A 15,334-nucleotide genomic window follows, 5' to 3' on the forward strand; every position below is an offset into this window, starting at 1 on the left:
AATGAATGGGATTGGTAGAAGAAAAACAAAGATGGGAAAGGTTTTTAAATGTATGGCGAGAGGAACCACCGAAGGGAGCCGAGACAGAACGAGTGGCAATTTGGAAACTTAATAAGGCTACTCTTTGGTATTATCCAGCTGTAAACAAAAGATATGCTACACCAATCTATCTTATTTATAGTTTAATTAATAAGGCTACAATACTAGACTTATATTCTGGAAGCAGTGTAATTGAAGCATTAGTTAATGAAGGATTTGATGTCTATCTAATTGATTTCGGGATACCAGGCTATGAAGATAAAGATTTAACGATGGATGACTACATTGTTAAATATATTCAAAATGGAGCAAAAAGGGTGTTAAGACATTCTGGGGAAGATGAACTAACCGTGATTGGTTTTTGTTTAGGAGGAACATTAGCAGCTATGTATGCAAGCATAGCAGAAGAGCCGATTAAAAATTTGATACTAGATGTAGCGCCCATTGATTTTTCAGTATGGCCAACTTTCAGTGAGTGGATTCAAGCGTTAAGAGCGGAAGAGTTAGGCTTCGACCGTTTAATTGAAACAGTAGGCTTAATTCCAAGTCGGCATATGGAGGCGGGGGTTCGAATCATTACATCCCCTATGTATTTGAGTCCGTTTCTCTCCCTGTTAAATAAGGCAAATAATGAACCATATGTGGGAAAATGGCGAGCCTTCCGTAGATGGACTAAAGAACATATCCCTATGCCTGGAGGAGTACTAAATCAATTGTTGACTGATTTCGTAAGAGGCAATAAATTAGTGGAAGGGACAATGATTGTGGATGGGAAAAGGGCAGACTTGTCTAACATTGAAGCAAATTTACTTGTAATTGCTTCGACCTATGATCGACTTGTTCCAAAAGAAACAACGATGAAGATTATGGACCTAGTTTCGAGTGAGGATAAAACCTATCATGAGCTTCCGGGCGGTCATGCTACCTTAACAAATAACGGCAAACTCCCTGATTATCTGCAAAACTGGGTACCAGAACGATCAAATCCTTTATATTAAATTGGGTTGACATTTTGGTGAAAACCCATTATATTTTAGGAAATGAACCGAAACCCAAGTAAATAACTCGGAAAAATTGCCTTTTGGTCGACCAATGGCTCCTTTAATGATTACGTTGTGATTACGTAAACATTTAGGAGCCATTTTTGTTTAGTTTTTGAAAATGGAAAGGAGAGGTGCAAATGGGAAAACTTCTTCGTCATGCCGTTGAAAAACGACGAAAGGAATTAATTTGTAAGCTGTATCCACATTTTGTCATACGGAAAGAGGATAAGGAACTGTATGAATTATCTTTATCCGAATTAGAGAATGAATATAAAAAACTAAAGTCAGAACTACATCCCCATAGTGAATTCGAATCAATTCATTGGAGCCATAAATATTAGAGAGCCCTGATTCAGTAAACTGGGCTCCTTTCTTTCTTTTAATTGGAATTTAGAAAACAATCAAAAAAATCAAATCATTTAATTAGCAAAACTGAAAATAAAGGTTTATATTTAAAATTGAAAATGACGAAGGGAGGCTGTTTACACTATGCCGAATACGCGAATTGGAAAAACGCACTTACATGTCAATCCGATTGGATTAGGTGCAAATGCCATCGGAGGACACAATATCTATGAAAATATTGATGAGGAAGTTTCCAAAAAGATTATACATACTGCTGTCGATCATGGGATGAACTTTATTGATACAGCTTACTTCTATGGACTTGGCCGTTCAGAGGAGTTAATTGGGGAAGTGATGAAGGAACATGGGAATCGGGAGGATTTTGTCATTGCCTCAAAAGCATCTTATACGTTTGTAGATGGCAAGGTCGTTCATAATAACGATCCTGATTTTCTTACACAAAGCGTTGAAGAAGCTTTAAAGAGATTGCAAACTGATTATATTGATTTGTTTTACGTTCATTTTCCTGATGAGGCTACTCCGAAATATGAAGCAATTGGAGCTTTGCAGAGATTAAAGGAACAGGGGAAAATCAGAGCGATTGGCGTTTCTAATTTTTCATTAGAGCAATTAAAAGAAGCGAATCAAGATGGATATGTAGAAGTGCTTCAATCTCATTACAATTTGTTCAATCGGGCAGCCGAACAAGAAATTTTCCCATATGTTGCAGAAAAACAAATTTCTTATGTTCCATACTTTCCATTAGCGAAAGGGCTTCTGACTGGAAAATATACAAGAGAAACACAGCTAACAGCAAGTCAAAAGAAACATCCTTTATTTAAAGAAGAAGTCTATTTTAGCCATTTAGAAAAAATTGATCATTTACATGAAATTGCTCGAGAAAAGAATTCAGAGGTCGGGCATATCGTTCTTGCTTGGTATTTAACAAGAGACGCGATTGATGCAGTGATTCCAGGAGCGAAAACACCAGAGCAAATCATCAACAACATTAAAGCTGGTGAAGTCAAATTAACAGAATCTGAGATTGCTAGAATTGATAAGATATTTTCAACTAATTAAGGAGCTGGATGTGGATGGAATATCGTCGTTTAGGTAATACAGGCTTAAAGGTAAGTGAAATCAGTCTTGGTAGCTGGCTAACCTATGGTGGCTATGTTGAAGAGCAGAAGGCTACAGCTTCTATTGATAAAGCATATGAGCTTGGAATTAATTTTTTCGATACTGCGAATGTGTATATGCGTGGAGAAGCTGAGAAGGTGGTTGGAAAAGCTCTTAGCCAGTATGAGAGAAGTTCTTATGTATTGGCAACCAAGGTCTTTGGAAAAATGGGTGATGGTCCTAATGATGCTGGACTGTCTCGAAAGCATATTATTGAGCAATGTCATGCTAGTTTAAAAAGACTAGGTACAGATTATATTGATATCTATTATTGTCACCGATATCACATTGAAACTCCGTTAGAAGAAACTTTACGTGCATTGGATGATTTGGTTCGGCAAGGGAAAGTACTATATGTAGGTGTCAGTGAATGGACGGCTGAGCAAATGACAGAAGCGGTTCATTTGGCAGATAAAAAGCTCCTTGATCACATTGTTGTCAACCAACCAAACTACAGTATGCTTCATAGAAACATAGAAAAGGAAATTATTCCTGTATCTGAAAAACACGGTATTGGTCAGGTTGTATTTTCTCCCTTAGCTCAAGGAGTTTTAACAGGGAAATATAAGAAAGGGGAAGCTGCTCCAGCAGGTAGTCGCGCTTCTCAAGAAAACTATAGCAATCTATTTGGTGTATTGAATGATCAAAATTTGGATAAAGTAGAAAATCTGAAGATTGTAGCTGAGAAAGAAAGTTTAACTTTATCACAGCTTGCAATTGCATGGATCTTAAGGCAAGCAAATGTAGCGAGTGCATTAGTCGGAGCAAGTCGTCCAGAGCAACTTGAAGAGAATGTCAAAGCATCAGGTGTTAAGCTCAGTAAAGATACACTTCTACAAATAGAAGAGATTTTATCAGTCTAGTAAAGGTGGTACGAACAAATGAAAATCGTTGCACTAGTAGGTAGTACAAGAAAAGATTCGTTGAATTTAAGCTTGGTGAATACTCTACAAGTACGATATGGAGAAAAAGTGAAGATTTCGATAGCAAATATTGCAGAGCTTCCTTTTTACAATCAAGATGATGAAAACAATCCAGGTGAAGTAGTAACGAAGTTTAAAGAAGAAATTGCGAATAGCGATGGAGTTCTGATTGCAACTCCTGAATATAACTGGACGATTCCAGGTGTGTTGAAAAATGCATTAGATTGGATCTCACGAGTAGATAAAGTATTAGTAGGGAAACCAGTTATGATTGTTGGGGTTTCTGCTGGACAGGTTGGAACATTGAGGGCTCAATTGCATCTACGGCAAATCCTAGCAAGTCCTGGACTTTCTGCAAATGTATTACCTGCAGCCGGCAATGAAGTTCTTGTTAATTTTGGACCAAGTAAGTTTAAGGATGGATTACTCATTGACGAGTCAACATTAAACTTTATCGATGGCGTTTTCGAACGTTTTATTGATTGGGCGAAGAAATAATGAAAAAACATTGCTTGGACGCCCAAGCGATGTTTTTAATTATCCTCATTCTCCACCACATGCTTCAGAATGGAAAGCTTATTGCTCCAGAACTGCTCGTAATATGCTAGCCAATCTTTTAATTCCTTGAGTGGTTCAGGATGGAGTTGATATATTTTTTCTCTTCCAACCTTTCGACCACTCACCAATTTTGCTTCTGAAAGTATATGAAGATGCTTGGCTACCGCAGTACGACTAATTGGAAAATGGGAACTGATTTCAGAAATCGGTAATTCCTTATGGGCGAGTAATTTCAGAACATCGCGCCGTGTTGGGTCAGCAATCGCTTGAAAGACATCATGTTTCGCAGCGTTCACTTAGCTTTCCACAACCGTTTTAAGCTTATTGACAATTCCAACCCAACCACCATTCATGCGATCGCGAATAACCGAAGCGTCTTCACCAGCTTTTGGAACGACTGCATCTGGCGTTTTCCAACCGCCATGTATCACCGTAAATTCAGTATGTTCACCTACTTCTTTTAAAATAAATGACACAACCCAGCCATCTGTGTCCCAAGCGAATTTAATAAGATGGGGCTCGTCTACCTCTAGAACCTTACAAGGAGATGGTCCAAAAGGGGACTGAATATGAAATTCATGACCTTCCTCTAATCTAAAATCACTTGGCATGAACCATGTACCAATTCCGTCTGCTGTTGAAACCTTTGCCCATACTTTTTCGATAGGAGCCTCAATGAGGATTGTTTGATTAATATCTTGTACCGTTGCCAATTGTATTCCTTCTTTCTTTTTTAAAATGAAACCATTTGGTTTTATATTTGCATCATATAACACCAATTGGTTTCATGTCAACGTAAAGTTTTACTGTTCAATTTGAAGATACAAATAGTATTATTAGGTAGAGATACCATACATATACATTTATTCTTTGAAAGAAAGGAGTAACCAATCATGATGGCATTTTCATTTTTCCCAATGTTAATGATGCTTTTTTATCTAGCGGCAATTGGATTTTCGATTTGGTTTGCTTTAAGTCTAATCAAAGCACAGAGAGAGCGAAATGAAATATTAAATGAAATTTCAGCTAAGCTTGAACAAAAATCGGATATAAAGAAAGATGAATTGTAGAAAACGTGTCCTTCATGAACAATGGGGGACATGTTTTACTTTTACCTGCTAAAAACATTCCCGTTTTTTCCAGAAAAGTGGTTATTTATATAAACAATTCTAAATAAATGGTATAATTGGAAAACATCGAAGATAAGGAGAACTAGATTATGGATACAATTACATTTAAGAATATATTCTATCGTGGACGAATAGTATTTGAGGATGAGTTAATCAGACACTATCATACTGAAGAATTGCTAGTTTACTATTCTGGGAATTTTCTGCAGTTTAAGAGAATGCCTCGGATAGACGAATGGCTTCGAGCATTTGAGTATTTAAGAGAATTCCATGTGAAAAATGGACAGAATCATGTGAAGTTCCTTTTTCCAGAAAATGAAGAGACTCCCGAAGAATTATTACATACGATGAAGAGCTCAGGATTTGATATTGGATTTCTGGAATTGTATGGGATTGAGCCGAGCAAATTTCCAGTAGCTCCTGTTAATTCAAGGATAAATGTGCAAAAGGTAACAGAAGAAAATTGGCAGGATTTTGCACAGTTGAACTTTGAAGTGGATTCTAAGTTTGGTGAAGCATTCGCACTAGGGAAAAGAGACATGCACAAGCGGAATTTGGCTGATGAGCGATTCCTTCAGCTTATTGCTTATTATGACAACATGCCAGCTGGAACTGTTGACATAATAATTGGGAAGAATACGGCAGAGATCGATGGGTTGGTTGTTCTAGATTCCTATCAGAAAAAGGGGATCGGAACCCAGCTTCAGCAATTTGTTATGAATGAATTTCCCGATAAAACAGTCATCTTAGTAGCAGATGGAGAAGATACACCGAGAGAAATGTACAAGAAACAGAACTACCAATATCGAGGAAAAAAGTATGAAGCATTGAAAGTATTTTCCGATTAAGAATTTTGCACATCAGTAAATTTAGCTCCTGTGCGATATAATAAAGATATAGTGAAAGGGGAGTCTATAGATGGATAGCATGGAAAAGCATTATTCTGAGGATAAATTCTGGACAAAATTGAAGAAGTTCGCAGTCAAAGCAGGGCACTCTGTGGTGTACACAGCTCTCTTACTGTTCTATACATTACAAAAACCGGACCTACCGAAGAAGGCAAGAGTAACAATTCTAGCTGCACTCGGCTATTTTATTCTTCCAGTTGATTTAATTCCTGATTTAGCTGTGGGTATTGGATTTACAGATGATCTTGGCGCTCTTGGAGTTGCTCTTATTCAAGTAGCGATGCATATCGATGATGAGGTTAAGCAAAAAGCAAAAGCGAAGCTTACAGACTGGTTTGGAGCAAACGTTGATACATCAGAAGTTGATAAAAAGTTTTAAAAATGTAAGGAGACAGTTTAATAAGGCTGTCTCCTTTTCTATTCTTATTTTAGTGGATGTTCCTCGAGATATTTGACCAAATCATCATAATTATAAGTTGCATAGATCGCCTCTTTTTGGGTGAAAACAACAAAGGTATAGCCAAGAGGGTATAAATCACCAGTGTGAAATTTAACCTCAACGTCAGGAAATTGGTCCGTAAATTTGGGATTTGATAAAGGATCTAAGAAAGCCCCATCCCCAATTCCAAGAACCGAATATTTATCAGGACTTGTCGATCTCCATTGCTCATCTAGTAGTTCCTCAGGTGGCTCTAATTCGACTGTTAATGTTTGAACTTCTGTTTGTGTTGGATCAGTCATATGATTAAATTTGACTTTCATATGGACTTCTTGACCTAGCTTAAGATTTTCAATATCTTCTGTATAAAACTCATACCCACCAACATTTATAATCTTATTCAATCGATCAATTTTCATAACTGGACCATAGTTCTCGATTTCAAAAGGCTCAAATTTTGAGACGAAGTACTCGATTATCTCTTCAGAATTGTTTGACTGAAAAATAACCTCTTTATCATCAAATATATAGAAACTTGGCGATTTAGTTATATTCAAGTCTGGATATTGTTGCTGTGCAGAATTAATGTCTGACGTTCTCATTCCTGAAATAGGGACGCCCCCATATCCGAGAGGTAAGTTTGAAAAAGGATCGGCATATTCATTTTCAGAAACATAAAGAATAGAGTAACTGAAAGAATCCTCGCTTAATAGTTCTTGGTAAGAAACGACCTTTTCTTTTTCCAAGGCAACATAATATGTTCCTTTTCTTCCCTCTTGAAAGTTGGCCTTAATTTTATAAGCTTGAAATCCAGGCTCATTAGGTAAATAAATGATTTGATCGTTTGTTGTAGCCCCTTCAAAAAAGGGGAATTCTTCTTTCGAAAGAGGATCTAACATCATTACTCGAACGTATGTAGGCTGTTCCCCGTTAAATTCTATTTTAAAATCTTCCAGTGGGTTGACCGTTGTAGCTTTGGCATCTGCTACTATCTCGGTTTGTTCTTGATCATTCATCAATTCACCATTCCATTTGAATTCGCCAAGCGTTACATTCACTTCAGTACTACCAACTGTGACGTGCGGAATTGGGGGGTGCTCTTCTTTATGCGCTTTATAGCCATCTAAACCAACCATAAGCCCTAAAGCTATAACGATTCCGATTCCCCATATCCATTTTCTTATCTTCATAAAATTCCCCTTATCTATCATTCTTTTATTCTCATGATGAATTTCGCGAAGTAGAACTATTATCTATAAATATACCATTTACTATTAGAAAAGTTAAAGGGAGGAAATATAGTTGGAGGAAAAAAAGAGGGAGGGACTTGGCAGGAATTGAACCTGCTAAATACTCAGAGCAAGTGCCTATAATGACACTACTGCTGGTTGCTCTGCCGTTGAGCTACAAGTCCCTCATGTCTAGTATTCGTTGCATAGAATGATTTTATGCAATCTAAATATGCTCATAGCCTAAACGAACATAATCCTTTACCGACTTACAATCGACGACATAATACATCTTATGGTCGTGTGTAATTACCGCTTTTTCCTCATTTTTGCCTGCATGTTCTAATGCTTTTTCTAAAGTTGAAAATTCATTTTCAAACATATCCATAAGAACTCTCCTTTTAAGAAAAATAACTATTCATAGGATGGACAAAATCTGAGAAACCTAACAATTATTATCGGAAATTTTTCTACGGGAGGTGTAAGTATGCCACGCGGAAAAGAGTTTGATCAGCTACCGAAATCGAATATAGTCCCTAGCACAGGGAAAGAGGGGAGCAACACAAATCGTGAAGTTTTAGGAAGTATGGTAGATGGGGACGAACCGAAGACTTATATAGCAAAAAAAGAAGGGGAGTGATCCCTTCTTTTTTTCATAGGCTATTCATCGGTGCAATTAGATCGGATGTTTCATTTTTAGCAGAGTTGACTAATGTTGAAACAGGGTATTTTTCCATTTCATCAGCTGGATAGGGAGTAATCAATTCCTTAAGTGCTTCGATGTTTTGTTGCCTAGGATCTAACCAAGTTTCATATGTATGAGGTGGCAAAATGACCGGCATACGATCATGCACATCTTTCGTTACTTCATTGGGACCTGTCGTAATGATTGTGCAAGTGGTAAGTGGCTTCTCACCCTTGGACCATGTTTCCCATATTCCCGCAAAAGCAAAAGGTTTCCGGTCCTTCATCACAAAACGGAAAGGCTTCTTCCCATCCTCGGTCTTTTTCCATTCATAAAAACCATCAGCTAGAATCAGACATCTTCTTCGTTTAAAGCCATGCTTAAAGCTTGGCTTCGATTCAATCGTTTCGCCTCTAGCATTAATCATTTTGTAGCCGATTTTTTCATCATCTGCCCAATAGGGGACCAGTCCCCATTTCATATCTTGGCCAATTCGCTTCCTACCATCAGAAACAACGGCAAGGATGTTTTGCCCAGGTGCGATGTTGTATCTAGGTGTTGTCTCTTCATAATAATCAAAGTCAAAATAGGCTTGTAATTGCACAATTTCATCAGTTAATGTAAATCTTCCGCACATATAATCACATCCTTTTTCCACTATTATAAATGAATCTACATAAAAAATCCCTGCCAATGGGGAATTCGGCAGGGAGAGGGAGATGATCCATAATATCGCTTAAAACTAGCAATACCCACATTTATCCTAAATTAAACCAAAGTCACTACTTTGATTTCTTTGTTTTTTCTTCATTCTTTGTATTGCTCCGCGCCCCTATAGTTTGTTTGAACATTTGATGACCTAGTACCGCTACACCAGCAGCAATAATTCCGTTGAAAATGCCATCTATCGAAAAACCGAAAGCGATTGTCCCGATGACGAGTGAAATGCCAAGTAGAAACCAAATAATGGTCCAATCGGGGATTTTTGGCGTTTGCTTTAATGCATAGCCAATCACCCAGAGTACAGGGACTAGCACATAATAATTTTCATTTAAGAAATTGATCAACTCCATCTAAATCCCTCCTTTGCGATTGATAGTTTATCTTATGTTAATAGGTGCGCTCCTGCTTGTATGCTACGAACTAAAAAAGTTTTTATCGGCATGTCCATTTTCCCTGAATCTTTATATATAAAAGGTGAAGGGAGGTGAGTAAGATGGCAGAAGCGATGATTATGGATTCAAAACTACGTCTATTATTTGAAACTGGTTTAAACGAAAAAGGAGAACCCGTTTACAAGACTAAGACGTACAGTAACATTCGCAAGGATTCAACAGCAGATCAGCTTTCACAAGCTGCAAGAGCTCTAGGAGGATTATGTGAATATCCTCTTGTAGGAGTAGAGCGTGCAGACAACTTTGAAATTGTTGGTTAACAAAATGAAAATTTAATGGCATAGGAGGTGAAAAAGTATGGCAAAGCAATTAGAAATGCAGTTTGTAACCGAAATTGGTCAAACTACTATAACTCTAGAGGCACCGAAAGAACCCATTGATCCGGTAGCAGTTAAAGCTGCTATGGATGAAGTCGTTGCATCCGAAGCTTTCTACAGTGCAAAAGGAAAGCTTGTAGCTGTAAAGGGTGCGAGATTAATTGATCGAAATGTAACAGAATACGAGATTTAATGAGGGAAGGGGCCGGAAGTAATTGAATCTGGCCCCTTTTTCTATAATTAAGAAGGGAGGGAATAAAAGTGGAACAACTAATTCCTTTTATCAGTGAGGTCGGCTTCCCAATTGTTGTCACGCTCTACTTGCTGCACCGAATCGAAGCAAAACTAGACGTAGTCGTACAATCCATCCAAGGTCTACCTGAAAGACTAAAAGGGTAAACAAACTCCGCTTACCTTGAATAAGTATTTGAATAAAACCCACCTTAGAATAACTTTTTTCGAGCGATTATGTCATGTTTCGACAGCTTTAAACATTGATATATAGGCGTTTGTCGGAAGTTTTCTGATTGACAGAATAGACTGATAATGTTATATTAATATCAGCCGTTCAACCGTGTTAGAATTCTGCAAGACACTTGTTCGAAATGTTTGGAAAGGGTCATTTTTATAAAACAGTTATGAAATGACTCGGGTAATGTAAGAACATGCAATGCGTTGTCAATGGTGAATTTTGCAAAGGCACTAGTGCCAAATAGGAGGATTTGTTTTAATGAAAAACGGTAAAGTAAAATGGTTTAACGCAGAAAAAGGATTCGGATTTATTGAATCAGAAGATGGAAATGATGTATTCGTACATTACTCAGCAATCCAATCAGAAGGATTCAAAACATTAGAAGAAGGTCAAGAAGTTTCCTTCGAAGTTGTTGAAGGAGCTCGTGGGCCACAAGCGGCTAACGTAGTAAAACTATAATAGCGAATTGACGGAACAGCTCAAACCAAAGGTTTGGGCTGTTTTTTGATCTATCAGTTTCCTATTTTTGTAACCCATTTTGAAATCCCAAACTGCTATAATAATAGAATGAAATGAAATATTGAGGTGAAGGCAATGAAATTTATTCATACTGCCGATTGGCATTTAGGAAAGCTCGTTCATGGGATTTATATGACAGAGGACCAACGAGAGGTCCTAAATCAGTTTGTGAAATTAGTAGAAGAAGAAAAACCGGATGCTGTTGTCATTGCCGGTGATTTATATGACCGTTCTGTCCCGCCGACAGATGCTGTTGAACTTTTAGATGAAATTCTATATAAAATTAACGTTGAACTAAAAACGCCGATTGTCGCAATAGCAGGTAATCACGATAGTGCCGAAAGACTTTCCTTTGGGAGCTCCTGGTATCGCAACAGTCATTTCTATTTAACTGGAAAGATACAAAATGATTTTCAGCCAGTTCGATTAAATGGTGTCAATTTCTATTTAGTACCTTACGCAGAGCCTGGAATGGTGCGGCAGCTTTTAAAGGATGACTCGATTCATTCTCATCAGGAAGCGATGAAAGCAGTCATCGGGAAAATTGAGGAGAATCTTAATCCAAATGAACCAAATGTGTTTGTGGGACATGCCTTTGTATTAGGAGGAAATACTTCAGATTCAGAAAGAACTCTTTCAGTAGGTGGTTCTGGTTGTGTAAGCCACGACCTTTTTGCACCATTTTCCTATACAGCTCTTGGGCATCTTCATAGTCCTGATGCGATCAAGCATGACAAAATCTTTTATTCAGGTTCTCTATTAAAATACTCTTTCTCCGAAGCAAAGCAACGTAAATCTGTTTCGATCGTTGAAATGAATGATGATGGGACGTTCCAGGTTCGCTATCATTCACTGACCCCAAAGCAAGATATGCGTGAGCTTGGAGGACATTTAGAAGAGCTATTAGATCCAAGCTTTTATGAAAAAGAGAAGGTCGACGATTACTTAAAAATTACATTGCATGATGAAGGGGCTCTCATCGACCCGATTAATAAGTTGCGCCAGGTATATCCGAATGTTCTCCATCTGGAGCGAAAAATTTTCTTAACAGATATGGAGAAAAAGCAGAACTATTCCGTTCAGAGAGAGGAAAAGAAATCGGAAATCGATTTGTTTGAGCAGTTTTATCAAGAGATGACAACAGCTGAGTTCACGGAGGAGAAAAAAGCAGTTGTGGCTGACGTCATTGAGAAGGTTTTAGTTGAGGAGGGGCAGAAATGAGACCGATTAAACTAAAGATGCAAGCATTTGGACCTTATGCTGGAACAGAGGTAATTGATTTCTCTTCCCTCGGAAATCGAACAATGTTTGTCATTTCGGGTAAGACAGGTGCAGGGAAGACAACGATTTTTGACGGTATAAGCTATGCCATATACGGAAAAGCAAGTGGTGAGGATCGAAATGGACCGGAATTAAGAAGCCAGTTTGCCAGTGACGATCTTAACACAGAGGTCTCTCTCCAATTTAGCCTTCGTGGAAAAAGCTACTTCATAAAACGTTCTCCTCAACAGGAACGGAAAAAAGAGCGCGGGGATGGATACCGTATAGTTGGGGCAACTGCTGAGCTATATCAATATGATGAGCATGGTGAGCAGCAACTACTTGCTGCGAATGTAAGAGATGTGGAAGAGAAGATTAAAGAAATCATGCTGATTGATAGCAACCAATTTCGCCAAATCCTTATGATTCCGCAAGGTGAATTTCGCAAGCTATTAACTTCTGATAGTAAAGAAAAAGAAGCCATTCTACAGCGTTTGTTCCACACAGAGATTTATAAGCGGGTTGAAGATAAATTAAAGGAAGAAGCAACTGCTCTAAAGAAATCAGTGGAGAAGCAAATGGAGGACAGAAATCTCCTTATACGTAAAATAACTGCCCTATACAACGAGGAGCTTCAAGAATATTTAGCGAATGGTAGCGAAAATGACGTTCTTATTTTTCCACTTTTAGAAGATGAAATTGATCAAATGAAGGAACAGCTTGAAGTTGTCAGTAAAGAAGTAAATGATAAAACGAAAGATAAAGAATTACTATCGCAAAAGCTTTACGATGCAGAAACGATTTTAAAGCAGATGCAATCGAGGGATGAGCTTGCTGCCCGGAAAATCGAGCTTGAAGGACAAAAAGATCAGGTTGCAATGAAAGAAAGAGTCATTGAGTTAGCGAATAAAGCAGCAATACTCGCGAAGCAGGATGAGTTATGCCATCGATTGAACAATGAAAAGAAAGCCTTATTGAAGGACGCAGAAAATAGAGAAGCACGAATCGCTGAGTTAAAAGTTCTATTGCAGCAACGAGAAGAGGCGTGGTTAAAGGAAAAGGATAGAGAAGGGGAAAGAAAAGCAGCGCAGGAAACCATTCACTCTCTTAATCAAATAAAGGAGGAAGTGAAATCATTCGCGCTTCTTGAGCAGGAAGTTTTGAAGCTTGAAAATGAGCTAAAACAATTGAAACAACAGCAGAGTTCTGAAGAAGAACGTGTGAAACTACTTGATGCAAAGCTAAAGATTTTGCAGGAGGAGAAGAGTTCATTAGAAAAAACAGAGCTTCTGTTGATAGAAAATGAACGGAAGTTAGAAAAGCTTGAAACTGAATTGACGTTGTTGATGAAGTACGAGCAACAGCTAGAGCGTTACAAAGAGAATTCATCCTTACTTGAGACGAAAAAAGGGATTTTTGGACAGGCCCAAGCGCGCTTAGAGGATGCCAAGCTATTAGTGACCGAATTAGAAAATAGATGGCTCCATGGACAAGCGGCAAATTTAGCGAGTCAGCTTCATGATGGAGAATCTTGTCCGGTTTGTGGGTCTATTGCTCATCCGAACCCTGCAACAGGAAGTGGAGCTGAACTTCCAAATGAGGATGATTTAAAGGCAGCAAAGGCGCAGGTTGTTTCCTTAGAACGAGAAAAGACGACAGCAGAGACAGCCTTCCTAGATAGCCAGTCACGGACAAACGCTTTGCAGGATGCTATCGAGGAATTACTTTCGGATATCGTTAAGGTCCGCAATGATTTTTCTAAGGAAATGGTCGAACCTCTCAAGAATCAGTTGCTAGATAAACGAATGACTACAAAGCAAGAACAAGTGCGATTGAGTGAAAACAAGCAGAAACTGGAAAAAATCACACAAGAGCTTGAGGACGTTGAGAAACAAAAAGAAAGTATCATAAATATGGTTGTGAAGTTAACTGAAACTGTGAACGAAGCATCGATTACCTTCACTGAAAATAAAACCAAGCTTGAAGGCTTAAAAGTCCGTATTCCAGAAGAATTACGTGATTACCGCCAGTTTGAAGATAAATTAATGGCTGCAGTTAGAAAGCAAGATTTGCTTCAGCAGCAATTCGAACTAGCAAATCGAGAATTCCAAGTGACAAAGGAACGCTTTGCTTCTGAAGAGTCAGGACTTCTAACCGTACGAAAGCATGCTGAAGATAAAGAGAAAGAGCTTAATGTGGAAAGAGAAGCTTTTGTTACGCAAATGAAGGAACAAGGTTTTAGTGATTATAAGCAATTTGATGCAGCGAAAAAATCAGCAGGTGAGATTCAGCAGTTAGAAAATGAAATTCGTGCTTATGGCGAGGAGCTCCGCTCAGTATCAGACCGTTATCAAGAATTAAGTGCAGCTCTAAAGGATGTACAAGTTCCAGATATGGAAGGGCTAAAGCTCGCTTTACAAAAAGTTCAGGAACAAATCACGACGCTGAACAATACGTATACAAATCTCTTAATTAAGAAAAGAGACAATGATGAAATCCGCGATTCGATTTTGCGAATTAACGATGAGATGAAAAATCTTGAAGAGCGTTATAAGCTAGTCGGGGAGTTGTATGATATTGCGCGAGGACAAAATGCGTCGAAGATTACATTTGAACGCTATGTGCTAGCGGCATTTTTAGACGATATCCTGCTCGAAGCGAACGATCGCTTATTGAAGATGACGAGTGGAAGATACAGTATGCACCGGAAAAAGGATCGGGCAAAAGGGAATGCACAAAGTGGTCTTGAGCTGCTCGTTTTTGACCAATATACGGGCCAAGAGAGACATGTTAAAACATTGTCTGGTGGAGAAAGCTTTAAGGCTGCTTTATCTCTTGCGTTAGGACTTGCCGATGTCGTGCAAAATTATGCAGGTGGCGTATCGCTCGAAACGATGTTCATTGATGAGGGATTTGGAACACTCGATCCAGAATCATTGGATCAAGCCATTGAAGCACTAATTGATATTCAAAGTAGTGGCCGTCTTGTCGGAATCATTTCACACGTTCCAGAACTAAGAGAACGAATTGATGCGAGACTCATCGTTACAGCAACGCAAGTCGGAAGCACAACTGAATTTCACCTATTGAACGGTTGATGAAAAGGAGTACAT

Annotated in this window: 21 protein-coding genes and 1 tRNA gene; 15 read left to right on the forward strand and 7 right to left on the reverse strand. The window is 38.4% G+C overall.

Going from position 1 to position 15,334, the window contains the following annotated elements:
- Window positions 1–5 precede the first annotated feature (5 nt).
- From FA727_RS04205 to FA727_RS04225, 5 genes are all read left to right on the forward strand, one after another.
- Window positions 6–1,037, forward strand: a complete 1,032-nt coding sequence (locus tag FA727_RS04205; RefSeq protein ID WP_136829461.1) for an alpha/beta fold hydrolase — start codon at window positions 6–8, stop codon at window positions 1,035–1,037.
- Between the two features lie 182 nt (window positions 1,038–1,219).
- Window positions 1,220–1,423 carry a Fur-regulated basic protein FbpA gene (gene fbpA, locus FA727_RS04210; protein ID WP_136829462.1) on the forward strand — a complete coding sequence of 68 codons (204 nt, stop codon included), beginning with the start codon at window positions 1,220–1,222 and terminating at the stop codon, window positions 1,421–1,423.
- A 148-nt stretch (window positions 1,424–1,571) separates the two neighbouring features.
- Window positions 1,572–2,507, forward strand: a complete 936-nt coding sequence (locus tag FA727_RS04215) for an aldo/keto reductase (protein ID WP_136829463.1) — start codon at window positions 1,572–1,574, stop codon at window positions 2,505–2,507.
- Window positions 2,508–2,521: 14 nt separating this feature from the next.
- Entirely contained in the window at window positions 2,522–3,469 is a 948-nt protein-coding gene (locus FA727_RS04220; RefSeq protein ID WP_136829464.1) for an aldo/keto reductase family protein, read from the forward strand.
- 18 nt (window positions 3,470–3,487) lie between these two features.
- Window positions 3,488–4,027 (forward strand): NADPH-dependent FMN reductase, encoded by a 540-nt coding sequence (locus tag FA727_RS04225; protein WP_136829465.1) that lies wholly within the window; start codon window positions 3,488–3,490, stop codon window positions 4,025–4,027.
- Window positions 4,028–4,062: 35 nt separating this feature from the next.
- Here FA727_RS04225 and FA727_RS04230 read toward each other — a convergent pair whose 3' ends face one another.
- Window positions 4,063–4,383 (reverse strand): ArsR/SmtB family transcription factor, encoded by a 321-nt coding sequence (locus FA727_RS04230; RefSeq protein ID WP_136829466.1) that lies wholly within the window; start codon window positions 4,381–4,383, stop codon window positions 4,063–4,065.
- Window positions 4,384–4,806 carry an SRPBCC family protein gene (locus FA727_RS04235; protein WP_438646621.1) on the reverse strand — a complete coding sequence of 141 codons (423 nt, stop codon included), beginning with the start codon at window positions 4,804–4,806 and terminating at the stop codon, window positions 4,384–4,386.
- A gap of 174 nt (window positions 4,807–4,980) precedes the next feature.
- On the opposite strand from FA727_RS04235, the gene FA727_RS04240 reads away from it, so the two are divergent.
- The 3 genes from FA727_RS04240 (at window position 4,981) to FA727_RS04250 (ending at window position 6,504) form a co-directional block, all read left to right on the forward strand.
- Window positions 4,981–5,157 (forward strand): hypothetical protein, encoded by a 177-nt coding sequence (locus tag FA727_RS04240; RefSeq protein ID WP_246041680.1) that lies wholly within the window; start codon window positions 4,981–4,983, stop codon window positions 5,155–5,157.
- Window positions 5,158–5,306: 149 nt separating this feature from the next.
- The gene (locus FA727_RS04245) at window positions 5,307–6,065 is read left to right on the forward strand and encodes a GNAT family N-acetyltransferase (RefSeq protein ID WP_136829469.1); all 759 of its coding nucleotides are present in this window, start codon (window positions 5,307–5,309) and stop codon (window positions 6,063–6,065) included.
- A gap of 70 nt (window positions 6,066–6,135) precedes the next feature.
- Window positions 6,136–6,504 (forward strand): YkvA family protein, encoded by a 369-nt coding sequence (locus FA727_RS04250; RefSeq protein WP_246041681.1) that lies wholly within the window; start codon window positions 6,136–6,138, stop codon window positions 6,502–6,504.
- Window positions 6,505–6,548: 44 nt separating this feature from the next.
- On the opposite strand, the gene FA727_RS04255 is transcribed toward FA727_RS04250, so the two are convergent.
- The 3 genes from FA727_RS04255 to FA727_RS23960 form a co-directional block, all read right to left on the reverse strand.
- Entirely contained in the window at window positions 6,549–7,754 is a 1,206-nt protein-coding gene (locus tag FA727_RS04255) for a hypothetical protein (RefSeq protein WP_136829470.1), read from the reverse strand.
- 132 nt (window positions 7,755–7,886) lie between these two features.
- Window positions 7,887–7,978 (reverse strand) — tRNA-OTHER (locus FA727_RS23955).
- A gap of 41 nt (window positions 7,979–8,019) precedes the next feature.
- Window positions 8,020–8,181 carry a hypothetical protein gene (locus FA727_RS23960; protein ID WP_158318783.1) on the reverse strand — a complete coding sequence of 54 codons (162 nt, stop codon included), beginning with the start codon at window positions 8,179–8,181 and terminating at the stop codon, window positions 8,020–8,022.
- 99 nt (window positions 8,182–8,280) lie between these two features.
- Between FA727_RS23960 and FA727_RS24330 the strand changes: the two genes are divergently transcribed.
- Window positions 8,281–8,433, forward strand: coding sequence for a hypothetical protein (locus FA727_RS24330; protein WP_170209234.1), 153 nt, complete (start codon window positions 8,281–8,283; stop codon window positions 8,431–8,433).
- A 13-nt stretch (window positions 8,434–8,446) separates the two neighbouring features.
- Here the strand turns inward: FA727_RS24330 and FA727_RS04260 are convergent, their stop codons facing one another.
- A complete protein-coding gene (locus tag FA727_RS04260; RefSeq protein ID WP_136829471.1) occupies window positions 8,447–9,115 on the reverse strand; it encodes an SOS response-associated peptidase in 669 nt (222 codons plus the stop codon).
- A 145-nt stretch (window positions 9,116–9,260) separates the two neighbouring features.
- Window positions 9,261–9,551, reverse strand: coding sequence for a phage holin family protein (locus FA727_RS04265; RefSeq protein ID WP_136829472.1), 291 nt, complete (start codon window positions 9,549–9,551; stop codon window positions 9,261–9,263).
- Between the two features lie 143 nt (window positions 9,552–9,694).
- On the opposite strand from FA727_RS04265, the gene FA727_RS04270 reads away from it, so the two are divergent.
- The 6 genes from FA727_RS04270 (at window position 9,695) to FA727_RS04295 (ending at window position 15,319) form a co-directional block, all read left to right on the forward strand.
- Window positions 9,695–9,913, forward strand: coding sequence for a DUF1659 domain-containing protein (locus FA727_RS04270; RefSeq protein ID WP_136829473.1), 219 nt, complete (start codon window positions 9,695–9,697; stop codon window positions 9,911–9,913).
- Window positions 9,914–9,950: 37 nt separating this feature from the next.
- Complete coding sequence (locus FA727_RS04275) at window positions 9,951–10,163, forward strand: DUF2922 domain-containing protein (RefSeq protein WP_136829474.1); 213 nt, start codon at window positions 9,951–9,953, stop codon at window positions 10,161–10,163.
- 68 nt (window positions 10,164–10,231) lie between these two features.
- Window positions 10,232–10,369 carry a YvrJ family protein gene (locus tag FA727_RS04280; RefSeq protein WP_136829475.1) on the forward strand — a complete coding sequence of 46 codons (138 nt, stop codon included), beginning with the start codon at window positions 10,232–10,234 and terminating at the stop codon, window positions 10,367–10,369.
- Window positions 10,370–10,700: 331 nt separating this feature from the next.
- Window positions 10,701–10,901: a cold-shock protein gene (locus FA727_RS04285; protein ID WP_019152604.1), complete on the forward strand. Its 201-nt coding sequence runs from the start codon at window positions 10,701–10,703 to the stop codon at window positions 10,899–10,901.
- Window positions 10,902–11,036: 135 nt separating this feature from the next.
- Complete coding sequence (locus FA727_RS04290; RefSeq protein WP_136829476.1) at window positions 11,037–12,182, forward strand: exonuclease SbcCD subunit D; 1,146 nt, start codon at window positions 11,037–11,039, stop codon at window positions 12,180–12,182.
- The gene (locus FA727_RS04295; protein WP_136829477.1) at window positions 12,179–15,319 is read left to right on the forward strand and encodes an AAA family ATPase; all 3,141 of its coding nucleotides are present in this window, start codon (window positions 12,179–12,181) and stop codon (window positions 15,317–15,319) included. The genes FA727_RS04290 and FA727_RS04295 overlap by 4 nt, the downstream gene beginning before the upstream one ends.
- Window positions 15,320–15,334 lie beyond the last annotated feature (15 nt).

The sequence above is a fragment of the Robertmurraya kyonggiensis genome, from assembly GCF_005116465.1.
GTDB lineage: Bacteria > Bacillota > Bacilli > Bacillales > Cytobacillaceae > Robertmurraya > Robertmurraya kyonggiensis.